23 protein-coding genes are annotated in these 23274 nt (G+C 37.8%); 17 read left to right on the top strand and 6 right to left on the bottom strand.

All coding sequences use genetic code 11. From position 1 onward, the window contains the following. Positions 1 to 112: 112 nt before the first annotated feature. Together DEU42_RS17365 and DEU42_RS12005 are read left to right on the top strand one after the other, a co-directional pair. Entirely contained in the window at positions 113 to 757 is a 645-nt protein-coding gene (locus DEU42_RS17365) for a hypothetical protein (protein WP_147278115.1), read from the top strand. Positions 758 to 879: 122 nt separating this feature from the next. Continuing rightward, on the top strand, positions 880 to 1650 hold the full coding sequence (locus tag DEU42_RS12005; RefSeq protein ID WP_114758551.1) for a phosphatase PAP2 family protein: 771 nt from the start codon (positions 880 to 882) through the stop codon (positions 1648 to 1650). Between the two features lie 47 nt (positions 1651 to 1697). On the opposite strand, the gene DEU42_RS12000 is transcribed toward DEU42_RS12005, so the two are convergent. Together DEU42_RS12000 and DEU42_RS11990 are read right to left on the bottom strand one after the other, a co-directional pair. Beyond that, complete coding sequence (locus DEU42_RS12000; protein ID WP_158537878.1) at positions 1698 to 7532, bottom strand: fibronectin type III domain-containing protein; 5835 nt, start codon at positions 7530 to 7532, stop codon at positions 1698 to 1700. A gap of 613 nt (positions 7533 to 8145) precedes the next feature. Continuing rightward, on the bottom strand, positions 8146 to 8304 hold the full coding sequence (locus DEU42_RS11990; RefSeq protein ID WP_114758548.1) for a lmo0937 family membrane protein: 159 nt from the start codon (positions 8302 to 8304) through the stop codon (positions 8146 to 8148). Positions 8305 to 8489: 185 nt separating this feature from the next. Here DEU42_RS11990 and DEU42_RS11985 point away from each other — a divergent pair, with 185 nt between their 5' ends. Beyond that, positions 8490 to 9836: an FAD-dependent oxidoreductase gene (locus tag DEU42_RS11985; RefSeq protein WP_114758547.1), complete on the top strand. Its 1347-nt coding sequence runs from the start codon at positions 8490 to 8492 to the stop codon at positions 9834 to 9836. Positions 9837 to 9842: 6 nt separating this feature from the next. Here the strand turns inward: DEU42_RS11985 and DEU42_RS11980 are convergent, their stop codons facing one another. Beyond that, a complete protein-coding gene (locus DEU42_RS11980; RefSeq protein WP_114758546.1) occupies positions 9843 to 10211 on the bottom strand; it encodes a DMT family protein in 369 nt (122 codons plus the stop codon). A 430-nt stretch (positions 10212 to 10641) separates the two neighbouring features. Between DEU42_RS11980 and DEU42_RS11975 the strand changes: the two genes are divergently transcribed. The 9 genes from DEU42_RS11975 to DEU42_RS11935 all read left to right on the top strand — a co-directional run bounded on the left by DEU42_RS11975 (position 10642) and on the right by DEU42_RS11935 (position 17730). After that, positions 10642 to 11481: a MotA/TolQ/ExbB proton channel family protein gene (locus tag DEU42_RS11975; protein ID WP_114758545.1), complete on the top strand. Its 840-nt coding sequence runs from the start codon at positions 10642 to 10644 to the stop codon at positions 11479 to 11481. An 87-nt stretch (positions 11482 to 11568) separates the two neighbouring features. Continuing rightward, positions 11569 to 12219 carry an ExbD/TolR family protein gene (locus DEU42_RS11970; protein WP_114758544.1) on the top strand — a complete coding sequence of 217 codons (651 nt, stop codon included), beginning with the start codon at positions 11569 to 11571 and terminating at the stop codon, positions 12217 to 12219. A gap of 20 nt (positions 12220 to 12239) precedes the next feature. Next, the gene (locus DEU42_RS11965) at positions 12240 to 12806 is read left to right on the top strand and encodes an ExbD/TolR family protein (protein WP_114758543.1); all 567 of its coding nucleotides are present in this window, start codon (positions 12240 to 12242) and stop codon (positions 12804 to 12806) included. Between the two features lie 31 nt (positions 12807 to 12837). Beyond that, positions 12838 to 13665 carry an energy transducer TonB gene (locus DEU42_RS11960; RefSeq protein ID WP_114758542.1) on the top strand — a complete coding sequence of 276 codons (828 nt, stop codon included), beginning with the start codon at positions 12838 to 12840 and terminating at the stop codon, positions 13663 to 13665. Positions 13666 to 13675: 10 nt separating this feature from the next. Continuing rightward, on the top strand, positions 13676 to 13903 hold the full coding sequence (locus DEU42_RS11955; protein WP_114758541.1) for a hypothetical protein: 228 nt from the start codon (positions 13676 to 13678) through the stop codon (positions 13901 to 13903). 14 nt (positions 13904 to 13917) lie between these two features. Beyond that, positions 13918 to 14838: a PstS family phosphate ABC transporter substrate-binding protein gene (locus DEU42_RS11950; RefSeq protein ID WP_158537877.1), complete on the top strand. Its 921-nt coding sequence runs from the start codon at positions 13918 to 13920 to the stop codon at positions 14836 to 14838. 44 nt (positions 14839 to 14882) lie between these two features. Further along, a complete protein-coding gene (locus DEU42_RS11945) occupies positions 14883 to 16577 on the top strand; it encodes a tetratricopeptide repeat protein (RefSeq protein ID WP_114758539.1) in 1695 nt (564 codons plus the stop codon). Between the two features lie 100 nt (positions 16578 to 16677). Then, positions 16678 to 17310: a 7-carboxy-7-deazaguanine synthase QueE gene (locus DEU42_RS11940; protein ID WP_114758538.1), complete on the top strand. Its 633-nt coding sequence runs from the start codon at positions 16678 to 16680 to the stop codon at positions 17308 to 17310. A gap of 18 nt (positions 17311 to 17328) precedes the next feature. Then, on the top strand, positions 17329 to 17730 hold the full coding sequence (locus DEU42_RS11935) for a DUF2059 domain-containing protein (RefSeq protein ID WP_114758537.1): 402 nt from the start codon (positions 17329 to 17331) through the stop codon (positions 17728 to 17730). A 45-nt stretch (positions 17731 to 17775) separates the two neighbouring features. On the opposite strand, the gene DEU42_RS11930 is transcribed toward DEU42_RS11935, so the two are convergent. Next, positions 17776 to 18486: an SAM-dependent methyltransferase gene (locus DEU42_RS11930; protein ID WP_114758536.1), complete on the bottom strand. Its 711-nt coding sequence runs from the start codon at positions 18484 to 18486 to the stop codon at positions 17776 to 17778. A gap of 42 nt (positions 18487 to 18528) precedes the next feature. Here DEU42_RS11930 and DEU42_RS11925 point away from each other — a divergent pair, with 42 nt between their 5' ends. The 3 genes from DEU42_RS11925 to DEU42_RS11915 are packed head-to-tail and all read left to right on the top strand — an operon-like array spanning position 18529 to position 19662. Next, the gene (locus tag DEU42_RS11925; protein WP_114758535.1) at positions 18529 to 19020 is read left to right on the top strand and encodes a YkgJ family cysteine cluster protein; all 492 of its coding nucleotides are present in this window, start codon (positions 18529 to 18531) and stop codon (positions 19018 to 19020) included. 23 nt (positions 19021 to 19043) lie between these two features. Next, positions 19044 to 19409, top strand: coding sequence for a VOC family protein (locus tag DEU42_RS11920; RefSeq protein ID WP_114758534.1), 366 nt, complete (start codon positions 19044 to 19046; stop codon positions 19407 to 19409). Between the two features lie 4 nt (positions 19410 to 19413). After that, positions 19414 to 19662: a hypothetical protein gene (locus DEU42_RS11915; protein WP_114758533.1), complete on the top strand. Its 249-nt coding sequence runs from the start codon at positions 19414 to 19416 to the stop codon at positions 19660 to 19662. Here DEU42_RS11915 and DEU42_RS11910 read toward each other — a convergent pair. Both DEU42_RS11910 and DEU42_RS11905 read right to left on the bottom strand, forming a co-directional pair. Beyond that, positions 19659 to 19862 (bottom strand): hypothetical protein, encoded by a 204-nt coding sequence (locus tag DEU42_RS11910; RefSeq protein WP_114758532.1) that lies wholly within the window; start codon positions 19860 to 19862, stop codon positions 19659 to 19661. The genes DEU42_RS11915 and DEU42_RS11910 overlap by 4 nt on opposite strands. Before the next feature lie 87 nt (positions 19863 to 19949). Next, positions 19950 to 21224 carry an exo-beta-N-acetylmuramidase NamZ domain-containing protein gene (locus tag DEU42_RS11905; RefSeq protein WP_114758531.1) on the bottom strand — a complete coding sequence of 425 codons (1275 nt, stop codon included), beginning with the start codon at positions 21222 to 21224 and terminating at the stop codon, positions 19950 to 19952. A 7-nt stretch (positions 21225 to 21231) separates the two neighbouring features. Between DEU42_RS11905 and DEU42_RS11900 the strand changes: the two genes are divergently transcribed. Beyond that, positions 21232 to 22467 carry an ABC transporter permease gene (locus DEU42_RS11900; RefSeq protein ID WP_114758530.1) on the top strand — a complete coding sequence of 412 codons (1236 nt, stop codon included), beginning with the start codon at positions 21232 to 21234 and terminating at the stop codon, positions 22465 to 22467. Positions 22468 to 23074: 607 nt separating this feature from the next. Next, on the top strand, positions 23075 to 23274 hold a 200-nt coding region (locus tag DEU42_RS17640), incomplete at its 3' end, for a hypothetical protein (RefSeq protein ID WP_233506672.1).

Below are 23274 nucleotides of genomic sequence, written 5' to 3'. Positions count from 1 at the left end.
ATTGTTGTATTCATTAAAATGTTAATTTTATTAGTAGTAATACAATTACTGTTAATTGACGATTTAGAAACATTGAATATAGATTAGTAAAGTTTCCTCAAAAATAAAGTTTATGGCACAATCGACACAAAAAGACCAGGCTACCGAATCCAATACCGATCTCAAACAGACTCAAACAGATCCTGCTGCTCCAGTTGCACCCAAAGCAACACCGAGATCAGGTTCTTCAGCGCGAAAGCCTTCGGGCTCAACTAGTACTGCTAAGCCTGTTGGAAGTTCAACGGTAAGAAAATCATCTACTGTAAAGTCAGACGCAACATCTGCTAAAGCTTCTTCAACAACATCGGCAAAACCTACTGCAGTTAAAACTACAGTTCCAAAATCAGCAGTCGCTTCAAAGGTTGTTGCCTCTTCGGGACCTGATGAAAAGGTTGCTGTGAAAAAGACTCCTGTGAGGAAACCTGCTGTAAAAAAAGAAGCGGTTTCTGAAGCTGTTGTTCCGGAAATGAGTAAAGTGGAAGAAACAGTTTCATCGCAGATTACGGAAAAAGTCGATGTAACTGTCGGAGAAACGGTAAAGAAAGATAACGATAAGAAATCCAAAGAAAAGAAAAAAGCCAAAGAAAAAGAGAAAAAAGCTAAGGCGAAGAAGAAAGAAAAAGATAAGAAGAAAAGAGCTAAAGCAAAGGCTAAAAAAGTTGAAGCAAAGAAAAAGGCTAAGGCTAAAAAGAAAGCTAAATCTAAGAAGAAAAAATAATCGATATCATGTACTGTTGAAAAGCAATCCTCTAAGGGTTGCTTTTTTGTTAAATTTTTTAACACTTATAATTTATTTATATATAATCCGTTACTATGTTTTAAGTAGGGAAGGATTATCTAATGAAGAGAACGATCATTTTATTACTGATTACAAATTGTGTGTTTTCAGCTAATGCTCAGGAAAAGATTATAATTGGAAAAGATACGCTGGTAAATCAATCACGTGTCAATGTAAAGCCATTGTATAAGCAACTAATAGTGCCGGGTGTTTTGGTTGGTTATGGGGTGCTTGGATTTGTTAATGCAGGTGTTAAGGATGTTAACGTCGCAATCAAATCGGAGGTAAGTGAGCATGTTGATAAACAAATTAGTACAGACGATTATACACGTTATTTACCTGTTGTATCGGTCTATGCCCTGAATGTAGCCGGTATTAAGGGAAAACATAATTATAGAGATCTTACAATAATCACTGCTACATCAAGTTTGATAATGGTTGGTTCTGTAATGGGGCTAAAATCATTATGTAAAGTTGAACGGCCGGATGGCAGCACTGACAATTCATTTCCCTCAGGTCATACAGCTACGGCATTTGTCGGTGCAGAAATTTTATGGCAGGAATATAAAGATGTTTCTCCGTGGTACGGGTTCGCAGGTTATATCGTTGCAACGGGTACTGGAATGTTACGCATTTATAACGACAGACACTGGCTTACCGATGTGGCGGCAGGAGCAGGAATAGGTATACTCAGTACCAAGCTTGCTTATATATTGCATCCTTTTATACAAAAACAATTATTTGGGAGTTCTGAAGAGAAGAAAGTATCAGTCCTGGCAATGCCTTTTTATAATGGACAACAGGCAGGATTAAGTGCCGTGATTAAAATATAAAAGGCTGTTCCAATCGGAACAGCCTTTTTAGTTAAAGTCTAATTGTATTAGTGTTTGATCACTTTTACATTTGCCTTAGCTCCTTCAGCGCTTACTTGAAGAATATATGTTCCTGAAGCAATATTTGAAAGATCGATTTGAGCAGTATTGCTATTTACACTCTTCTCAATTACCGTCTGACCAAGTAGATTGATCACCATAATTTTTGATATAGAAGATGTATTAGATACCGTTATGTAATCTTTAGCAGGATTAGGGTAAACAGATAAATTTGAGAATTTAAAGTCATCCCTGCCTGTAACCTCACTAACTGTCACCGCAAAATAATCACTCTCGCAAGTGGAAATACTTTGGGTTGCATAATAAGTAACCCCTTCTTCTAAAAGAGTATCTGAACTAACGGCTGTATAAACCCCTTCTTCTAAAGTATACCATTGAACTGTTGCGTCATTATCAGTAGTCAAAGTAAGGTCTGAAAGCGTATCTCCGTCTACAAAGGTTTGAGTAGAAGAGCCGGTTGGAGCATCCGGTATAGCGTTTACGGTTACGTTAACAGCGGTAGCAGTACTAGTACAAACACCAACAGTTTGAGTTACATAATAAGTTCCGGTTTCAAGTAGTGTAGTTTCAGCAATTGGAAGCCCACCTTCAGTTGCATACCATGTTAAAGTAGCTTCGGCGTCCCCGGTAGCAGCCAGTTCAGCTGCTGTAGCACCTGTACAGAATTCCTGAGACTGAGCAGCTGGTGCGTTTACAGTGTTTATAGTAACCTCAAATTCTGTTGTAGTACTTTCACACTGGTTTAGTGTTTGTGTTACATAATATGTGCCTGTTGCAAGAACTGTAGAAGGTGTAAGTGTATTACCTCCAATAGTAGAATACCAGTTAACCGTAGCATTTGTCTCAGCTGTAGCAACTAAATCTTCTACTGTAGCTCCTGCGCAGAAAGTTTGTGCGTTTACAGTTGGTGCATTTACAGTATTTACAGTCACCTGAATTTCTGTTGCGGTACTTTCGCACTGGTTTAGTGTTTGTGTTACATAATATGTGCCTGTCTGTAGAACTGTTGCAGCGTCTAAAGCACTTCCTCCTACGGTAGAATACCAGTTAACAGTAGCGCCTGTAGCGTTGGTTACCATAAGATCTTCAACTGAAGCGCCTATGCAGAATGTTTGATCATCAGCTCCCGGAGCTACAGTAGTGTTAACAACAACTGCTACTGCCGTAGATGGGCTAACACAGTTGTTTAGTGTTTGTCTTACATAGTAAGTACCTGTTACAAGTAAAGTATTTTCTGCTATAGCAGCGCCACTTTCTGTTAGTGACCACTCAACTGTAGCGCCTGTAAGCGTTGTTGCAGAAAGTTCTGAAGCTACTGCACCTGTACAGAATGATTGTGCTGATGCTGTTGGAGCAGCTGTACTGTTAACCACTACTGTTACAGTTGTAGCGGTACTTTCACAAGAGTTAAGCGTTTGTGTAATGTAATATGTTCCTGATGTAAGTGCCGCTGTAGATTCTAATGCAGTACCTCCTTCGGTTGCTGACCATTTGAATGTAGCTCCTGCAAGTGTTGTAGCCTGAAGATTAGCTACTGTAGCACCTAAACAGAATGTTTGTGTTACTGTTGCTGTTGGAGCAGCAGTTGAATTTACAGTAACTGTTACAGATACCGGAGTACTCGTACAGCCGTTTAATGTTTGGGTTACAAAATATGTTCCTGAAGCAAGCTGTGTAGTTGTAGCAAGTGCAGTTCCACCCTGAGTTGCAGACCAGGTAAATGTACCTCCAGCAACACCCGTAGCTGAAAGGTTTGCTACAGTTGCTCCAATACAGAATGTTTGGGCAGTTGCTATAGGTGCCGGAGTTGTATTGATGGTTACAGTTACTTGTGTAGCAGTACTAGTACATGTACCAACAGTTTGTGTTACAAAATAAGTGCCCGATGTAGCAACGGTTGTTCCTGCAATAGCAGTTCCTCCCTGAGTTGCAGACCATGTGAAAGTAGCACCTGTTGCTCCCGTAACTGTAAGTTGACTGAAAGTTGTACCGCTACAATGTGTTTGAGCAGCGGCAGAAGGTGGATTTACAGTAGTAGTTGTAAGGGCTACTGATGTTGCCGGACTTGTACAGCCGTTTAAAGTCTGAGTTACGTAGAAAATACCGGTAGTTACTGCAGTAGTTCCTGTAATGGCAGATCCACCTTGTGTTGCAGACCAGGTAAAAGTAGCACCTGTAGCACCTGTAACAGTCAGTTGGTTAAATGTAGTTCCCGTACAAACGGTTTGAGCAGCAGCAACCGGAGCATTTACAGTATTTACTGTAACAGCAACAAGAGTTCTTGTGCTCTCACATGAATTAAGTGTTTGAGATACATAGTAGTTGCCGCTCGCTAAAGCTGTTGTAGTAGGTTGAGCTGTGCCTCCAGCCGGAATTGTGTACCAGTTTAATGTGGCGCCGGAAACTGCTGTTGCATTTAGGTTAGCAATTGTAGCGGGACCGCATACAGTTTGCGTTGCAGCAGCTGTTGGGGCCGACGGTGCAAGGCAGGTAGTCATGAAAGTGCCTCCCATATATGCTGAACTACAAATTGTGTTAATAGCTTTAACTCTGAAGAAATAGTTAGTTAATGGAGAAAGTCCTGTAACATTTTTTGAAGTTCCTGTAGTTACTGTAAAAGGAGAGCCTGTTACAGGTGTAGTCATAGCTGCATCCGAGTATACTTCTACAGTGTAAGATGTAGCAACTGCACTTGTAGCTGTTAATGTCCAGTTTATAGTTGCATTGTCTCCGGCTGGTGTTGTTGTTACAGTTGCCATAACCGGGCATTCATCAATTTGTTTTCCTGATACTGCAAAAATATTAGGAACCGGTGAAGTTGCACCGGTAGAAGTTTTAGTAATTTCTATTGATGCAACGGCTTTTGTTTGGTTTTCGGCCAATACCGGAATGTCAATATAGAATACTTTAGAGGGTCCGGTTTCAGGTGTTCCGGTATTATCAGCTCTGTTTACACGCCCAATACTGCTTATAAGTGCAGGTTGAGCGGTTGATGAACTTCCATACCAATCGGTAAGAGTGATAGTTGTTATTGGAGTTTGCGATGAACCGTCCTGAAAGTTTATTTTAGAAGTAATTGTAGATGAACCACTTCCTGAAGTAACAGCAAGATAAACGTTGGTAAGTTTTTTTGGAGTTGCCAGAGTAAGGGTTCCAACCTGGTTTTGCGCTGGTAATCGTAATGAGTTATTAGCTGAATAATCTGCAAATAAGAAACTTAATGCAGGTATTGCTGTTGTAGTCATAGTTCTGCTAAGAGGTAGTCCAACTGTTGCAACACTTCCTGCAATTCTTTCATAATTGATAGCCATATATGCGTTATTTACCGCATCGATGTCATTAGTTGTAGAAGTTTTTGCAATACCGGTTCCATTAGCGATAACATCGTCAGTAAATCCGGTTACTGTAAATGGACTATAATTGTTTTGTGCTGTGAAGCTGGATACCGCTGACCAGGTGCTTGTGAAACAAGCTGCTGTCTGGGTTTTTACTCTATAATAATAAGTTACCCCATTTGTTAATCCCGTCAGGTTATAGCTTGTCGCAGGAGAAGTAACTGTTATAGCAGAACCAAATTGATTGCTTAAGCTACTGTCTGTGTAAACTTCAACAGTATATGTTGCTGCAGCACCATTTTTACCAACTACTGATGACCAGTTTAAAGCTGCTGATGTACTTGTAATGTTACTTGCACTTGCATTTACTACTGCATTGGCACAGGTAAGTCCATCTGCTGTAGCAGCGGTTGTGCTATAAATAGGGCCTAAACATGAAGCACCTCCATCATTATAAGCGTATAGGAAATAATAGTAGTGTGTGTTGGGAGCTGCAAAATCCACTAATCCTGCAATAGTTGCAGCGTTAGCTATCACAATTCCGCCGCCAAAGTTAGTGCCCACGGCATAAACAGTTTTGTTTACAGGAGCCTCTGTTAATGTGGTTTCTGTACTACGAATCAACAAATAGTTTGTTGGTGGAGTTGATGAACTCGCCGTTAGTGTCATACCTGTTGTGGTAGGTAGTGTTATGGCAAGCATAGGTGTTGCCGGAGCAGTACAGTCAGCCGGTGTTGGAACAACTGCTATCGTGTAGTCTTCGATGTCGCTATATGAAAGGTTTCCACATGCAGAGATAGTGGTTGAGCTGCTTGAGCTTCTTACTCTTAATCTGTAATTTCCTGTTGGTGTACCTGCAGGAATTGTAATTGTACCGCTAAATGCTGCAGGCCCTGCGGCAAGAGTTGTAACTGTTTCATTTGTGTCATCAAAATCACCATCACCATTCCAGTCGGCAAACAACACTATTTTCGTACTTGAAGTACCATAGCGGGTCCCATTAAAGTTAAATGTAGTTCCGGCTGCTTTAGATACAATTTGTGAACTAAAATTGCCGTAGCTGTTTGAGGTAGGAGTTGTATTATTGATATTGGTGTAACCACCTGTTGTAGTAAAATTCGATATGTAATATAAAGTAGTGTTAGTGGTTGTCGCAGAACAATAAGCGGGTGTAAATGTGCCTGTTACATAATCAGACGAACATGTTCCGTTATTAGCTCTTACTCTGTAATAATATGGAGTGTCAAGAGTAAGTCCGGTAACAAGCTGAGAAGTTCCTGTAAGACCAGTAAAAGGAGATCCCGGTGCTTGTATTGTGTAGGCTGCATCTGTATAAACTTCAACAGTATAAGTTACTGACCCACCTGATGTGCCTGTTCCTCCCAGCGTCCAGTTGACAGTCGCTGAAGTAGTTGAGTTAACTGTCGAACTGGCTGATGCAAGATATGGGCAAGGAGATACAAGCCTTCCTGAAACTGCAAAAATGTTAGGGATTTTACTTTCGGTGGCATTTGTGACAGTTTTTGTAAACTTGATTGCATTAACCAGCTTAGTCTGGTTCGCGGCATCAATATTTAATGTTAGCTGAAATATCCTAAAGTTATTAGGAGTTCCTGATGCAACACCGGTTGTTCTTTTTACCCTTCCTATTCCAGTTACAATTACCGGAGGGTTTGAAGCAGAGGTGTCATCCCAGTTTATAGCGCTTAATCCTGTTACGATTTGTGTAGATGAATCTGCAAATTGAATCTCTGCATCAAATGTAGAGGTTCCGTCTCCGGAAGCCACTGCTAAATAAATATTGTATAGCGAAGCAGGCTGTGACAGAGTTAGCGTGCCAAAGTCACCTGTAGCTGATAATCGTAAAGAATTGTTGGCTGAATAATCCTGTAAGATATAGTTAAGACCTGTTACGTTTGGACTCGTAAGTCCTCTGCTTAAAGGAAGTCCGTAAGTCAAATCTGCATCGGTAGCATTTAATTTATAATCTCTCGACATGTATGCAAAATTTGCACTTGTATTTGTGTTACTATCTACGGAGTTTGTAGTAGTGTTTAGAGGAGAACCTACTCCATTAGCTATAACGTCGTGGTTAAATCCGGTAACATCAAGAGGTGTAAGTCCCATTTGAGCAACAAAGCTTCCTGTGGCAAAATCAGTACAGGCGGCATCGTTTGTTTTTACTCTGTAATAATAGGTTGTGCCATTCGCTAGTCCGCTTAAGGCATAGCTAGTGCCTGTTACAGCAGGGTAAACACCAAAAGGAGCTGTAAAGCCAGCGTTAGTGTGTACTTCCAGTGTATATGTGGCTGTAGGGTAGGCTGCAACCGGATTCCAGTTGACTTTTGCCGAAGTTGAAGTGATGTTGCTTACTCCTGCAATGGCAGGGGCACATTGTGACCGGGCATTTATTCCGCTAAACAGCATCGCTGCAAAGAATAGTTTTGGGATTAAATTTTTCTTTCCGGTGAGCAAAAATTTACTCATCGAATCAGGTAGTTTTAGGTTCATAAATAACAATGATAATGTTAATACAATAGTGATGATTTAAAAAATTTGTTATGAAATTGGAAATTTAACGATTAAAGGGTCTTTAAAATCGACAAACTACCTTTTTGGTTTAAATATCACAACATTGTTAATTTATGTTAATAAAAGATTGACTGTCAGTTTAGTAGTTTACTTACAGGCTTTTTGTTTTTAATGATTAAATACAAAAACGATTTTTGATTTTTTCAATATACTTATAGTTTATCCAAAAGAAAATCCACGAAAGTTGCGATTTTAACATATCTGAATTTTTATATGAGTTTTTTTTCTGTAGATAAATTCTTTAGTAAAAAAACCGATTTACAATTCATAATAGCTTTTTGAGCAATAAATTTGAATATGGTTTGTAAGGTATTGTCTAATATATTGTTGTGCAAAAATCAGGAAACAGTTTAAAAGTGGTTTAAAAATGAATAAAACTGCGGTTTTAGCATTATTTTCATTTGTTGTTTGATTTATATTATTGATCCTTGTCATGAGGATACCAGGTGTAATAAAAAAGCTCTCCATTCAGAGAGCTTTTTTTAAAAGTATTTTTGGCGATTGAATTTTATGGCCTGTTTCCTGTTGCCAATCTGTATAGCACTCCAATGATTGCTAATACTAATAATATATGAATAAGGCTTCCTACTGCTTCGCCAAATCCAAAATATCCTACCGCCCATCCTATTAAAAGGATTACTACTATTAACCAGATTAAATCTCTCATAACGTTATATTTTAAATTAGTTAGTGAGATAAAATTACTTCATTAAGAGCAGGGGTGTTAATTAATTAAGAATCCTTTAATAGCCAAAAATTTCTTAATAAAATTGGGTCGTAAATAAAATGATTAAAAACAGGAGTGTAGAAGTTTTAATTAAGTATTTTTGTGGTTGTTATAGAATAAATTTCATGCAGACTTCAATAAAGATTGCTGTTGTTGGTTCAGGACTTGTCGGATCACTACTTGCAATATACCTAAAAAGGGCTGGGCATACCGTTCATGTGTATGACAGAAGCCCGGATATTCGAAAAATAAATTTCTCTGGAAGGTCAATAAATCTTGCTATGTCTAATCGCGGCTGGAGAGCCCTTGATGATCTTGGTCTTGGAGATGCAATACGCGAAATAGCGATTCCTATGGATAAAAGGGCTATTCATCTGGTAGATGAACCTTTGAGTTATCAGCCTTATGGTAAGGAGGGGGAATGCATTTATTCTATATCCCGCGGGGTTCTTAACAGACAGATGGTAACTTTGGCGGAAGCAGAAGGCGTTGAGTTCTTTTTTGAAAGTCGTGTTTGGGATGTAACGATGGCGGATGCAACCCTTCATACAGGTGAAACTGAAAAGGGACCATGGGATGATCTTAAATATGATATGGTCTTTGGAGCTGATGGTGCATTTTCAAGAATACGTCATAGAATGCAGCGCCAGAATATGTTTAATTACTCGCAGGAGTTTTTGAATACAGGTTACAAAGAATTGAATATTCCGGCTAATCCTGACGGAACACATAAGCTGGATAAAAACTCTTTCCACATTTGGCCAAGGCATGATTTTATGCTCATTGCAATGCCAAATCTTGACGGTAGTTTTACCTGTACCTTATTTATGCCTTTTGAAGGGGAGAATTCATTCGAATCTTTAAAGGACAAGGAGACGCTTGAAGCTTTTTTTGCTAAACATTTTCCTTCAACTATAGAGGTCATACCAAATTTGGTGGAAGATTTTTTCAAAAATCCTACAAGTACACTGGTAACGATGAAGTGTTATCCGTGGACATTTGAAGATAAGGTGGCGCTTATAGGCGATGCTGCCCATGCTATTGTGCCTTTTTATGGGCATGGTATGAATGCAGGCTTTGAGGATATTACTATTCTGAGTCAGTTAATGGAACAGTATGGTGATGACTGGAAAACTATTTTTCAGGAATATCAAAAAAGCAGAAAGCCAAATGCAGACGCCATAGCTGAATTGTCGTATCGCAATTTCATGGAAATGCGTTCGAAAACAGCTGATGCCAAATTCCTTTTACAGAAAAAGATTGAAAAACACTTTTCGGAAAACCATCCTGATAAATGGCTTCCTTTATATAGTAGAGTTACATTTAGCTTTAGGCCTTATGCCGAAGCGCTTGCAATAGGTGACCATCAAAAGGCAATTATGGACGAGGTTATGCTGATGCCTGATATTGAAAGTAAATGGGATACACCGGAAGTTGAAGCCAGGATACTCGAGTTGCTTACGGCTAAATAAGGGCAATCATTTTTTAAACATAAAGTATACTGCTAGCACTAAAAATACAAGTCCTATTACGTGATTCCAACGGAAGTGTTCGTCTTTGAAGAACAATAGCATGAAGGCTACAAATACTATTAATGTGATTACTTCCTGAATTACTTTGAGCTGCATCAAGGAAAAAGGACCGCCGTTATCTTTATATCCTATATTATTAGCAGGGACCTGAAAAAAGTACTCAAAAAGGGCTAATCCCCAGCTTATAAATATGATCGCAATCAATCCGGGGTTGCCAAACCATTTCATTTCTTTGAATTTAAAATGTCCATACCATGCAAGTGTCATGAATATGTTAGATAAGATTAACAGGATAATAGTAGTTAAGGCTTTCATAAGGTAGAAATGACATTAAGGTGGTTCGCTAAAACGATTTAAAGTTTAAAAATTAGCTAAAATCAAGGCTCAAAAGCCAGTGTTAATTTAAAATTAAGCTTTAAAATCAATATATGGCTAAAAATTAATAGTACTGCACAATAAATCGGTTAGATTTGTGTTATTTATAATTAATCTATATTAAATTCAAATAATTAACAATTAGTAACGGGTTTGAATTGGAAAAATTAAACAATGTATAGTGAATTAGTGTAAAGTAATGGTTTTGCAATGTTTATCTTTACAATAAATTATTGTTAAGAATTGATAAAAAAAACCATTTTATTTTTTTTTATGGCTTAATGCTATAAATTTGCCAATCTTATACAAAGAAAATTTTAACAATAAGAAACTATTATTAAAAAATCAGAAAACTTAATTTTTAAAAAAAATGGCAAACGCATCTATTCAGAAGGTTGAGAAAAAGGAATCAGGATCAGGATCTAACATTTTCGCTGGAGCAGCGATGATTTTATGTATCGTAGTAGGTATCCTGGTATGGAAATTTATTATGGGAGCACCTTCAAACTTCCAGGACAATAATCCAGAGGGTCACCCACTACCGGGTAACTACCTTGCAATGGTTTATAAAGGAGGATATGTAGTACCTGTGCTTATGGGACTTTTCCTTATGGCAGTGGTATTCTCAATCGAGCGTTTCTTCGTTATCAGCAAAGCTTCAGGTAAAGGTAACGTTGAGGCTTTCCTAAGAAAAGTTCAAACTCAAATCTCTAACGGTAACATCAACGAAGCTATGGCTGAGTGTGATAAACAACAAGGTACTGTTGCTAACGTTGTAAAAGCAGGTTTATTAAAATACGAAGAGGTTAAAAGAGAAGGTTTTGACAGCGAAAGAGCTGAAGCTGCTATTCAGCAGGAAATCGAGCAGGCTACTTCACTAGAGATGCCAATGCTTGAGAAAAACCTTGTGGTTATCTCTACACTAGTATCAGTTGGTACGCTTATGGGTCTATTAGGTACGGTAACAGGTATGATCAAGGCGTTCTCTGCTCTTGGTGCAGGTTCTACTCCGGATTCATCTCAGCTTGCAAATGGTATCTCTGAAGCACTTATCAACACTGCTACAGGTATTGGTACGTCTGCGCTATCAATCATTTTCTACAACATCTTTACGTCTAAAATTGACAAACTTACTTACTCTATTGATGAGGCTGGATTTACAATTGTACAAACGTACAGAAGATTCAGATCTCGTGCTAACCAGGCATAATTCAATAGTAGAAGTATAACAATATATGGGTTTTGAAAGTGCATATTGCATGCACTTTCAGCTAGTCCATAGCTAATAAAATCAATAATGGCTAAAGTTAAAATATCAAAGAAGAGCACCAGGATTGACATGACCGCGATGTGTGACGTGGCATTCCTACTGCTATCGTTCTTTATTATGACAGCTACCGCAAAGCAGCCAGAGCCAAAACCGGTTGATACACCTGCTTCAACAGTGATTGATAAATTACCGGAAGAGGGTGTGGCTACTATTACGATAGGTGACAAACAGGTGTTCTTTACCATCCCTCGTGATGCCAGAAAAGGAACGCTTGAGCGTATTTCTACGGAATATAAGATTCCTTTTACTGAAGAGGAATACAAAGCTTTTACTAGTATGGAAGGTTTTGGTGTTCCACTTAACCAGCTTAAAGGTCTTCTTGCTCTTGAGCCTGCAAAAAGAAACGAAGGTAATCTTCAAAAAGGTATACCTTATGATTCAGTAAACAATCAGTTAGGTAACTGGGTGAAGTTTGCTAGACAGGCACAAAAACAGCTTCAGGAGGATAGAATCCAGGCTGGAGAATTAGAGCCTGAGAAACTTAAGGATCTTGATATCGCTATTAAAGGTGATGCTAAAGAAGATTACCCAACTGTAAAAAGGGTGATTGATATCCTTCAGGAACAAAAGAAAAACAGGTTCTTCCTTGTAACCGGTTTAAGAGACGAAAACTTTTAATTTTATAAACACACTATAAAATGGCAGAATTAAATACCGGCGACGGCGGTGGCAAGAAAGGCGGCAAGGTAAGAAGTAAGAAATCAAACCCGGGTGTTGACTTAACAGCGATGGTGGATTTGGCTTTCCTTCTTATTACGTTCTTCATGCTTACTACTACGCTGTCCAAGCCGCAGTCTATGCCGCTTGCAATGCCGGATAAGAATAAAGAAGATACCGATAAAGATGTTACAAAAATTCCTGAAGAGAGACTTTTGACTATTCTTGTAGGTAAGGATAATAAAATTTTGTGGTATCGTGGTAAGTTTGAGGCTCCTGTTGAGGCTCCGACTGAAGCTAAATTCGGTAAAGATGGTATCCGTAAAGACCTGATAAAACAGATCGCTATCGGAAAAGCTATTGCTAAAAGAGATACTGGTAAAGATGATGAAGGTCTTATCGTAAACATTAAGGTTAGCGATAAAGCTAGTTATAAAAACCTTATCGATATCCTTGATGAGATGGCAATTACACACCCACAGCTTTATGCTATCGGTGATATTACGCCTGGAGAAATTGACCTGTTAAAAAAGACTGGTTTATACTAGTCAGTCTTATTTAACTAATAAAAATTAAATTATGTCAAAACTGAATATTTTCAATAAGTCATGGGTTGATATGGTCTTCGAAGGCCGTAACAAGGCTTATGGAGCTTACCAGCTTCGTACCGAAAACCCTAAGACTACTGTTAAGGCACTTATCATTGGGGCAATATTATTTACTTTCCTTATCTCTACTCCTATTATAGCAGATAAATTAGGTGATCTTGCAGCAAAGGGTAAAGAGGATGATGTGGATAAGGTAATCGAGGTAATCGATCTTCCGCCACCGCCTGAAGAAGCTCCGCTTCCGCCACCACCACCACCAGTAGAACAACTACAGGCGCCAAAGTCTATAGTTGAAGAAGTTAAGCTTAAGCCGCTTGAGGCTGCTAAAAAAGAGGAAGTGCCGGATGATCCACCGAAAACGGAACAGTTTAAAGAAGCTGATCCAAGTTCAAGGAATGCAGAGGCTAGCCCGACAGGAGATGTTAACATTGGTACTCCGTCAGGTGACCTTGATAAAGGGGTTGAAGCTCCGGATAACACGGTTTATAACTCTGCAGGTCTACAGGTTCAGCCTGAATTCCCTGGAGGTATACAGGCTTTCTATGGTTATGTAATGAAAAACTTTAGAACACCTGAACTTGAGCAGGATATGACAGCTAAGATCTACGTTTCTTTCGTAGTAGAAAAAGACGGAAGTATTACTGCTATCAAGATTCTAAGAGATCCAGGTTATGGACTTGGTAAAGAAGCGGAACGAGTACTTAAGTCAATTAAGACTAAGTGGAGTCCGGGTATCCAAAATGGAAAACCGGTTAGGGCTTCTTACAATCTTCCTATTACGATCAATATTAAATCATAAAGAATCTGGGATGCTTTCAAGAAAACAATCTCAGGAAGACACACAGAAATCGCCCATAAAGCGATTTCTGTTTGTTTTAGGTATGCTGTTTTTTATGCTATACCTTGCACTTGGCCTTACGCTGATATTCTGGAAAACAATTCCGCTTAGTATCACTTATAATGGCAGACTGGCCTTTGGAATACTGCTTATTGCTTATGCTTTTTTCAGGTTTATCAGGCTATGGCAAAACAGGTAATTCATAGTATTACAATGAAACACACGTATAAAATAATAGCTTCTTTATTCATTATTGCTTTAGCTTTTTCATGTAAAGATGAAAAAGCTGCAGGTACTAAGAAAATTGAAGAAACACTTACTTCTGGTACTACAACTATTCTGGTCGATAATACGGTCGAGCCCGCTGTTGATGATGTATTGCAGGTTTTTCATAGTGTTTACCCAAGAGCTCATATTGCTCTTGTAAACAAATCAGAAACTGAAGTAGTAAAAGACCTTGTAGAAAATAAAGCCGGCGTTGCGGTTATGTCAAGATTGCTTACTGATGAGGAAAATGCTTATTTTGTTAAACGTAAAATCACTCCACAAATCACTCAGTTTGCAAGTGATGCAGTAGCCTTTATTATTAATAAAGCTGCTAAAGATACTGTAGTAGAACTTAATGAAATTTTAAAGCTTGTTAAAGGACAAACTTCAGATAAAGTTCAGAAATTAGTATTTGATAATGCTAACTCAAGTACAGTAGGCGAACTTTTAAAAATGGCAAATGTTAAACAACTTCCTTCTCAAAACATTTATTCGCTTAAAACAAATGAGGAAGTTATTCGTTATGTACACGACAATCCCGGTTCAATAGGTGTTGTTGGTGTAAACTGGTTGTCGCAGCCATCGGCAGAAATGTCTAAAATTGTGTCAGATGTCACTGTTTTGGCAGTTGATAATGTTAAAATTGATAAAAGTGTCAAAAGATACTATAAGCCTACTCAGAGCAATATAGCTACAGGTTCTTACCCATTAATACGTAAAGTTTATGTGTTAAATTACAGTGGCAGGGATGGCTTAGGCATGGGTTTTGCAACTTACATAGGTGCATTCGAAGGCCAGCGCATTATTTTAAAAACTGGTTTGCTTCCAATTAAGCTTCCTTACAGGGAGATTGAAGTGACTAATTAATAGTGCATATAAATTTGAACAAGTAGAATTATAAAATAATACAAATGAAAGAGTTGAAATTTCTCGGTTTATCATTGTTATTTTTTGGCGTTGCATCCGCACAGGATGTAAACGAAGCAAAGAAAGCTATTGATGCCGAACAATACCAAAAAGCAAAAACAATATTAAATTCGCTTATCTCATCTTCACCGGATGAAGGAAAAAACTACTTCTTTTTAGGGGATGTTTATCTTAAACAAACGGAGCAGGATTCTGCTGCGATTTTCTTTAACAAAGGAAAAGCGGTTAAAAATAATGCCGAATTCAACAATATCGGACTTGGACAGATAGATCTAAATGCCGGAAATACTGCTGCGGCTCAGGCTAAATTTGATGCTGTAGAAAAAGAATTAGGAAAAAGAGATGTTGAGCAGCTTATATATATTGGTCGTGCTTATATCAACGCCGAAAAACCGGATTATGCTAAAGCGATAGCTGTTTTAAACAAAGCTGTTGCTAAAGATTCTAAATCGGCTCAGGCTTATCTTAGCTTAGGTGATGCTTACTACGGTGAAAGAAAACAAAGCGAAGCATATTCTGCTTATCGTAATGCACTACTTTATGACAGCAGCTTGTTAAGAGCTAAGCTTCAGATGGCAGTTATCACTAAAAATACCAGAGTTGCTTTCCCTGAAGCAATCAAGGCTTTTGATGCTATCGTTGCTTCAAATCCTAATTATGGTCCAGTCTACAGGGAGCTTGCTGAGACATATTATATCTGGGGAGTAACTGAACCTGCTAAGAAAAAAGAGTATAATGCTAAGGCGCTTTCATACTATGAAAAATACATGACACTTACGGATTACTCTCTTAACTCTCGTATGAGACGTGCTGATTTCCTTTTGCTTACAGATGATTATAAAGGACTTGAAGCTGAAGCGCTGAAAATGCAGCAAATGGATAAAGTTAATCCGAGAATACTTCGTTACCTTGCTTATTCACAATATGAAAATGGTAAGTACACTGAGAGTTCTGCTTCTATGAAAGAATGGATTGCTAAAGCTGATCCTAAGCGTATCATTGCGCGTGACTACCTTTATCTGGGGCTTTCTAACCTTGCATCAAGCGTTGGTCAGGATGCTCAGGGTAATGCAATAATTACTAATCAGGCTGCTTTTGATGAAGCAATTGCTAATATTCAGAAAGCTGCTGAAACAGATATCAATATCACAAATGAGTTTGGGGCTGTAGGTCAGAAACTATTCAAACAGAAACTTTATGGCCCTGCGGCTGTTGTTTACGGAGTTGCTACAACAAATCCGGATAACAAAAACCTTATGGCTGACAATTTCTTCTACGCGTATTCTTTGTATTTTGATCACGTAAACAAATCGGCAGAGGCTCAAAAAGGTAATGTTGAGAACCTGAAAAAAGCAGATACTGCTCTTGCTAAAGTAATAGAACTTAATGCTCAGTCTCAGGATGCTTATCTTTACAGAGCTAAAGTAAACAGGTATATCCAAACTCCTGAGGCTCTAAAAACTATGGCTGAATCGTATGATAAATATATCGAGATTGTTAACGCTGCAGGTCAGGCTGAAGTAACAAAACAGAAAAAGAACTTGCTTGATGCTTATTCAAATGCAGGTGCTTACTATGCTGTAACTGACAAAGCAAAAGCTACAGAATATTTCAATAAGGCACTTTCCCTTGATCCAAATGATGAGTATGTAAAAGGACAACTTAAGTCTCTAAAATAATATATCTTCATAATACTAAAACCGGTGGCGTTGCCATCGGTTTTTTATTTGCTTAAAATAAAGGGATTAATGCTTATCTTTGCACCCTGTTTGAAATATCATGCTGAAGAAGGAAATACAAATACAGGTCGAAAAAGGTGAGATGCTTCCATTAATGGAAGAATTCTATACCATTCAGGGAGAGGGTTACCATACAGGTACAGCTGCTTATTTTATTCGTGTGGGTGGTTGCGATGTTGGCTGCCACTGGTGCGATGTAAAAGAAAGCTGGAATGCAGAGCTTCATCCGCCTACTGAGACTGATGTTATCGTAGCTAATGCTGCTAAATATTGCAAAACTATTGTGGTAACCGGAGGGGAGCCACTTACCTGGGACATGGGACCGCTTACCTCAAAACTTAAAGATGCAGGTTTAAGAGTACATATAGAAACTTCGGGTGCTTATCCTTTGTCAGGAACATGGGACTGGATTTGCCTGTCGCCTAAAAAAACAAAACTACCTACAGATGATGTTTATGCACATGCACATGAGCTGAAGGTAATAATTCATAATAAACACGATTTCATTTTTGCCGAAGAGCAGGCTGCTAAAGTTAATGGAAATGCTATACTTTTCCTTCAGCCGGAGTGGAGCAAAAAAGAAGAGATGACCCCGCTTATTGTGGATTATGTAATGAATAATCCTAAATGGAGGGTGTCTTTACAAACACATAAGTATCTTAATATTCCGTAAATTCAATTAACAACCAATATGAAAAAACTATTTTTAACACTGATCGTGCTTTTTGCAGCACAGGTAACTTTCGCTCAGGATGCTTTTAAACAAGATATCGTGAAATATCTTAATCTTAGTGGGCAGCGTAAAACTTTTGAACTACTTGTGAAAGACCTTTCAAGTCAGATTCCGGTTGAGAAACAAGCAGACTTCAAAAAAGATCTTAATGCTTCTCTTGATGATTTGATGAACAAAATGGCTGATATTTACATGACAGAGTTCACTCATGAAGATATCAAAGCTGTAATTAAATTTTATGAGTCTCCGGTAGGTAAAAAACTTACTGATAAATCAGCAGTGCTTTATGAAAAGGGAAATGCTGTTGGCCAGGAATGGGGAATGGGACTTCAATCGATGCTAATGAAATACATGCAATAAGCAGTAATTGAGATATAAAAAGAGCGGTTTTAAAACCGCTCTTTTTTATTTTAGGTGTGTTAGCTTTGCCAGATAATCGTAATGTTCACCTTCGAGTATCAGTTCGCAATTCAATCCATTGGCATGTGCTGCGTTTTGCAGGGTATTGTAGTCTACATATAACCATGGGAAAGTATCTTCTTTCTCGTTCTTATAAGTTAGTGTAAAGGTCAATTCACCATAATAACTTTCTGAGGGAATCCATTTTCCTCCGTCTTCATCTTCATCAAACATATAGATGATATCTGAGGAATCAATCAGTATCTGTCCGCCATCGTTCAAAAGAGACTTTAGCTTTTGTAAATAAGTCGATATTTTCGAAAGTTTTTCAAATATTCCCGTCCCATTCATTAATAGAAGGATAGTGTCAAACTTTTCGCTTTCTATTTCCAGCATATTTTCTACTCGGGTATTATTTAGCCCGCGTAACCTGCATGCTTCAATGGCATTTGGAGAAATGTCAATGGAAATAACGTTGAGTTTCTTGTGATTTTGCAGATATAACGAATGGCTGCCGGCTCCACAGCCGATATCCAATACTTTGCCTTTTGCCAATTGTAGCGCCTTCTGCTCAATCTTTGGCATTTCCTTATAGTCCCTGAAAAGATAAGCGACACTCATTTCATCTTCTTCTGATATTGAAGTTTCTGTAATGAGGTCTTCCGGTGCATTGCCGGTTTGATAGTCAAATATTGCTTTTCCAAAAAGGTCTTTCATTTTTTTATACTTTTGCCTGATGATTGATAAATGCCCTGCGTGATGGATAACTTTTTAAAGCAGCTTCCAAAGCTTGCCAAAGATAAGCATAACGAAAACAAAAAGTTTTTTGATAAGCTTAAAAAGAAAGCACCTAAAAATTTAGATTATATCATGCAGGAGCTGCATGATAAAGAATTTAAAAGAACAGATTGTCTTACCTGCGCCAATTGCTGCAAGACAACAGGGCCGCTTTTTACCATTGCCGACATCGAACGCATTTCGAAACATTTTCGCCAAAAGCCACAGCAATTTATTGAGCAATATCTTCGTGTAGATGAGGATAACGATTATGTATTGCAAAGTGTACCCTGTACTTTTTTGGATAGCGAAAATTACTGTATGATATATGATGTTCGTCCGAAAGCATGTCGTGAGTTTCCTCATACAGACAGGAAGAAATTCCAGCAGATATCAAATCTGACTCTGAAAAACGTTGCAATATGTCCTGCGGCTTACAATATCGTAGAGGAAATGAAAAAGAAAATTGTTTAGTTTTGTTTCTTGAGTAATTAGATATGTCACAATTTACATTTTTAAAACCAATACTCTATACCAGAGCACTAACTGATACGGTAAAATTTTATACAGAAGTTCTGGGTTTTGTATGTGTAGCATTTGAAGAAGCCTGGGGATGGGCTTCTTTGATTAAGGATGATGTGGAAGTCATGTTCTCATTTCCTATTGAGCATATTCCTTTTGATGCGCCTCTGTTTACAGGTTCATTTTATATAGTAACAGATAAGGTAGACGAACTTTGGGATGCTTATAAAGATAAATGCAAAGTGTGCTATGGTCTTGAGAACTTTGATTATGGAATGCGTGAGTTTGCTGTTTATGATAACAATGGTTACCTGCTTCAGTTTGGACAGGAAATAAAATAAGAAAATGAAAACATCTAAAAGAATATTATTACTTGCTGTACTCTCATTAATGATTGCTACGGTATTATTCTTTATAAACCGTAGCGTTATTGTAAAGACAAGTTTTTGGGATAATATAGGGGAGATCGTATTTCTGTCAATACCTGTCTTTATAGTAGTACTGATCTTGTTTTTCGTAAACAGAGCATTGATAAGATCTGTAAAAGGTTTTAAAAACAAAAAACCTTCCGCAGGGGAAGGTCTTAATCGTTAAGCAGCTTCGTGATGCTGTTTTAGTTCGGCTACAAAATCTGATATACTATGAAGTTTCTCATCGATATATTCTAGTAGTCCTTCAATGCGATCTCTCAGATCGATAAAGAATTCGATTATTTTATCTACGTATCCTTTCATTTTCTCAATGAAGTCTACTATGTAACCTATAATGTTGTCGATGGTTTCCGGAATATTCATGGCTTAAGTTTTTTTAATTAGTACTGAAAATTACAAAACAGCTGTTGTATAAGGAAGCACTTTGTAAAAACATTAAGATTTACAGGGCTACTCGGTGTAAATAAGGTATTTTTTACGTGTTTGCTTAAAACTTGACAAGCCGGTTTCCCAGGTTTTTCTTATATCATCTTCGCTCATACCGCACTCTATTTGTTGCTGTAGTTTTGTGGTGCCGGCAAGTTTGGTAAAGAAAGGTATGAAGAATTTAGATTTATCTTCTGTGCCGTTGTAAGCTTTAATTAACCATTTTAGTTCAAGTTGTTTTACTTTCGGCGCTTTTGAAAGGTCTTCGCCATAACATAATTTGCCTTTTAAAGGAGGTTCTTTAGCGCCTTCATTGGGTTCGGGCGTAAAACTGAAACTGAATTTTTCTTTTGGAAGAAGAGGAGAGCCATAAATCTGGAACTGTTTGTTCGTGCCTCTGCCTAGACTCACGTTTGTACCTTCAAAAAAGCAAAGGCTTGCATATAGATTTATGGATTGGTCGTTTGGCAGGTTTGGCGATGGCTTTACCGGAAGGCTATAAAACATATTTCTTTTATAATTTGTACATGGAATTACAGTGAGCTTACATTCAACGCCATTTTGCAGCCACTTTTCACCGTTGATCATTTTAGCATATTCTCCAATAGTCATTCCATGAAGTACAGGAATAGTATGCATTCCTACAAAACTTGTATTTTCTTTCTCAAGTATTGGACCGTCTACAATATCTCCATTAGGATTTGGCCTGTCTAATACTATAAGAGGAATGTTTTGCTCAGCACATGCCTCCATTATATAATGTAATGATGATATATAGGTGTAAAATCTTGCTCCCACATCCTGTAGGTCAAAAACCAAAACATCTATACCCTGCAGTTGCTCCGGTTTAGGTTTTTTGTTGTTACCATAAAGCGATATAATTGGCAATCCGGTTTTAGTGTCTTTTCCGTCCTTTATAAGTTCACCGGCATCGGCAGTTCCGCGGAATCCGTGTTCAGGCGCATATATTTTTTTGATGTCGATTTTCTTCTCTAGTAAATAATCCACAATACTTATATAATTGTGTTCGGTTTGACTATTACTAGTGTCACTCTGATTAATGACACCCGTTTGATTGGTAACAATACCCACCTTTTTATTTGTTAGTAGAGGTAAATATTGATTGTAATTGTCCGCTCCGGTTTTTATGGGTGTAGGAACCGCTGCTGTATTTGAATTGTTTTCAGTTATAATTTTAGACTTTTGGCTGTCTACTTTTGGCTGGATGGAATTTCCGCAGGCTGCCATCAGTATAAATGAGAATAAAAATGTATTTTTGAACAACGAATAAGATACCATAAGTCAGTTGAATTTAGAATATTTCATAGCCCGAAGGCTGGTTAAGTCAAAGAACCATAAAAGTAGTATATCTGCACCAATTATAAAAATTGCCATTATTGCAATTGCTGTTGGTGTCATAATGATGGTAATTGCCATTGCAACAGGTGTTGGCCTTCAGGATAAGATACGCGAAAAGGTGTCTGCCTTTAACGGGCATATCATAATTTCGAATTTTGACGACAATCAGTCTGAGGTTAGTGTCGAGCCATTGTCCATTCATCAGGAATTCTATCCCAGGTTTAAAACCGTAAGCGGTGTAAATCATGTTCAGGCAATTGCATCAAAAGCAGGTATTATCAGAACTGCTGAAGCCTTTGAAGGAATTGTGTTTAAAGGGGTGGGTAAAGAATATAAATGGGATGTGCTTAATGAGTATATTATCGAAGGGCGTAAACCGGATTTAATGCATAACCTGAATAATGAAGTGCTGCTATCTCAGTATCTGGCTAACAGACTGAATTTAAAAGTAGGGGATACATTTAATACTTTTTTCATGAAAGAAGGAGGGAATGGTATGCCTAACCTTAGGGTTTTTAAGCTGGTTGGTATTTATAATTCAGGTTTTCAGGAGTTTGATGCTACATATCTGATAGGAGATATTCGTCACGTTCAGCGAATTAATAAATGGAAAGAGGGGCAGGTAGGATCTTTTGAAATCTTTATTGACGATTTTAGTCAGATTAAAGAAAAAGGAGAAGAAATTTATCATGCTATACCGTCTACTTTAAATTGCCAGACTATTCAGGAAAAGTATTTTAATATTTTCGAATGGCTAAAATTGTTTGACACCAATATTCTTGTCATAATCGTAATTATGATTGTGGTTTCTACTATCAATATGGTGGTGGCATTATTGGTTCTTATCTTAGAGCGTACGCAAATGGTAGGGATGCTCAAGGCATTGGGTGCTACGAACTGGTCGGTACGCAAAGTGTTTTTGTATAATGCGGCTTACTTAATAATAAAAGGATTGTTTTGGGGTAATACTATAAGTATAGGTTTACTGCTTATTCAGAAGTATTTTGGAATTATTCAGTTACCTCCCGAAAATTACTATGTTACTGTAGCGCCCGTTGCGATAGATGTTCCTGCTATATTGCTTATAAATCTAGGTACAGTAATAATATGTTTAGCGCTTTTATTGATACCATCTTATATCATTACAAAGATTTCCCCTGTAAAAGCATTACGCTTTGATTAGATTTTAGCTTCTTTTATTATACAATCCCGCTTTTTCGGGATTTTTTGCATTTATATATAAGAGTTATTTCCGGCTTTCCGCTATATCTGCTTCCCTCGCCGCGGCGGGTCCGGCATCCTGCCGCTTCAATCGGGTCTGCCTGCTGGGTAGGCAGGGCTAAGAAACCCGGTTTTGCTGCATATTTTTCAAACTTCAGATAAAAACGAGGGTCTTTTTTGCATACTTTTCAAAACATCGGATTGTTTGGTGTAAAAAACCTGAAAAAACTTTTTCTTTCAAAACTACTTATATCAGCAAGTTAAGTCTAAAGGTTAAAAAAATGTCAAAAAAAGGTTTGTAAAAGTTTGCCAAAGTGGAAAAAGGCGCTACTTTTGCACTCGCAATAACGAAGTAGTTCACTGATATCCTGACAACATCTTAGCCCTTGTAAATAAAGGGTTTCTTTGAAAAAAGAAAATAAAAAAAAGATGAAAAAAGATTAGGAAGTCACAAAAACAAGCTTACCTTTGCACCCCGCTTAAGGGCGACGGACTTTGAAAACATGAAACGCATTTTTTACCTTATATATAGGAGTAGAAAATAATCGAAAAAAAGTTTTGAAAAAAGCTTGGAAGTAAAAGGAAAAAGATTTTATCTTTGCCCTCCCAAACCGAAAGGTCTGGATGCTGAAAAAGCTTTTGAAATTCTGAATCGGCTGAGTTTTTTAGAAAGAAATTTTTTTTTCAAAAAAGCTTGCGTAAAAGAAAAGAAGTTGTACTTTTGCAGCCGCTTTGAGAACGAAAGTTCGGAGCGAAAAAACAAGAAGAA

The sequence above is a fragment of the Flavobacterium sp. AG291 genome (assembly GCF_003350375.1).
GTDB lineage: Bacteria > Bacteroidota > Bacteroidia > Flavobacteriales > Flavobacteriaceae > Flavobacterium > Flavobacterium suzhouense.
Note: the sequence above shows the minus strand (reverse complement) of the source record. Positions and strands in the feature narration are given on the sequence as shown.

Coding starts and splice junctions, on each gene's coding strand:
- DEU42_RS11925 (WP_114758535.1), top strand. CDS start 18,529: ATGGATAACTTTTTAAAGCAGCTTCCAAAGCTTGCCAAAGATAAGCAT.
- DEU42_RS11975 (WP_114758545.1), top strand. CDS start 10,642: ATGGCAAACGCATCTATTCAGAAGGTTGAGAAAAAGGAATCAGGATCA.
- DEU42_RS11920 (WP_114758534.1), top strand. CDS start 19,044: ATGTCACAATTTACATTTTTAAAACCAATACTCTATACCAGAGCACTA.
- DEU42_RS11930 (WP_114758536.1), bottom strand. CDS start 18,486: ATGAAAGACCTTTTTGGAAAAGCAATATTTGACTATCAAACCGGCAAT.
- DEU42_RS11960 (WP_114758542.1), top strand. CDS start 12,838: ATGTCAAAACTGAATATTTTCAATAAGTCATGGGTTGATATGGTCTTC.
- DEU42_RS11945 (WP_114758539.1), top strand. CDS start 14,883: ATGAAAGAGTTGAAATTTCTCGGTTTATCATTGTTATTTTTTGGCGTT.
- DEU42_RS11935 (WP_114758537.1), top strand. CDS start 17,329: ATGAAAAAACTATTTTTAACACTGATCGTGCTTTTTGCAGCACAGGTA.
- DEU42_RS11970 (WP_114758544.1), top strand. CDS start 11,569: ATGGCTAAAGTTAAAATATCAAAGAAGAGCACCAGGATTGACATGACC.
- DEU42_RS11965 (WP_114758543.1), top strand. CDS start 12,240: ATGGCAGAATTAAATACCGGCGACGGCGGTGGCAAGAAAGGCGGCAAG.
- DEU42_RS11955 (WP_114758541.1), top strand. CDS start 13,676: ATGCTTTCAAGAAAACAATCTCAGGAAGACACACAGAAATCGCCCATA.
- DEU42_RS11910 (WP_114758532.1), bottom strand. CDS start 19,862: ATGAATATTCCGGAAACCATCGACAACATTATAGGTTACATAGTAGAC.
- DEU42_RS11990 (WP_114758548.1), bottom strand. CDS start 8,304: ATGAGAGATTTAATCTGGTTAATAGTAGTAATCCTTTTAATAGGATGG.
- DEU42_RS11985 (WP_114758547.1), top strand. CDS start 8,490: ATGCAGACTTCAATAAAGATTGCTGTTGTTGGTTCAGGACTTGTCGGA.
- DEU42_RS12000 (WP_158537878.1), bottom strand. CDS start 7,532: ATGAGTAAATTTTTGCTCACCGGAAAGAAAAATTTAATCCCAAAACTA.
- DEU42_RS12005 (WP_114758551.1), top strand. CDS start 880: ATGAAGAGAACGATCATTTTATTACTGATTACAAATTGTGTGTTTTCA.
- DEU42_RS11950 (WP_158537877.1), top strand. CDS start 13,918: ATGAAACACACGTATAAAATAATAGCTTCTTTATTCATTATTGCTTTA.
- DEU42_RS11940 (WP_114758538.1), top strand. CDS start 16,678: ATGCTGAAGAAGGAAATACAAATACAGGTCGAAAAAGGTGAGATGCTT.
- DEU42_RS11905 (WP_114758531.1), bottom strand. CDS start 21,224: ATGGTATCTTATTCGTTGTTCAAAAATACATTTTTATTCTCATTTATA.
- DEU42_RS17365 (WP_147278115.1), top strand. CDS start 113: ATGGCACAATCGACACAAAAAGACCAGGCTACCGAATCCAATACCGAT.
- DEU42_RS11915 (WP_114758533.1), top strand. CDS start 19,414: ATGAAAACATCTAAAAGAATATTATTACTTGCTGTACTCTCATTAATG.
- DEU42_RS11980 (WP_114758546.1), bottom strand. CDS start 10,211: ATGAAAGCCTTAACTACTATTATCCTGTTAATCTTATCTAACATATTC.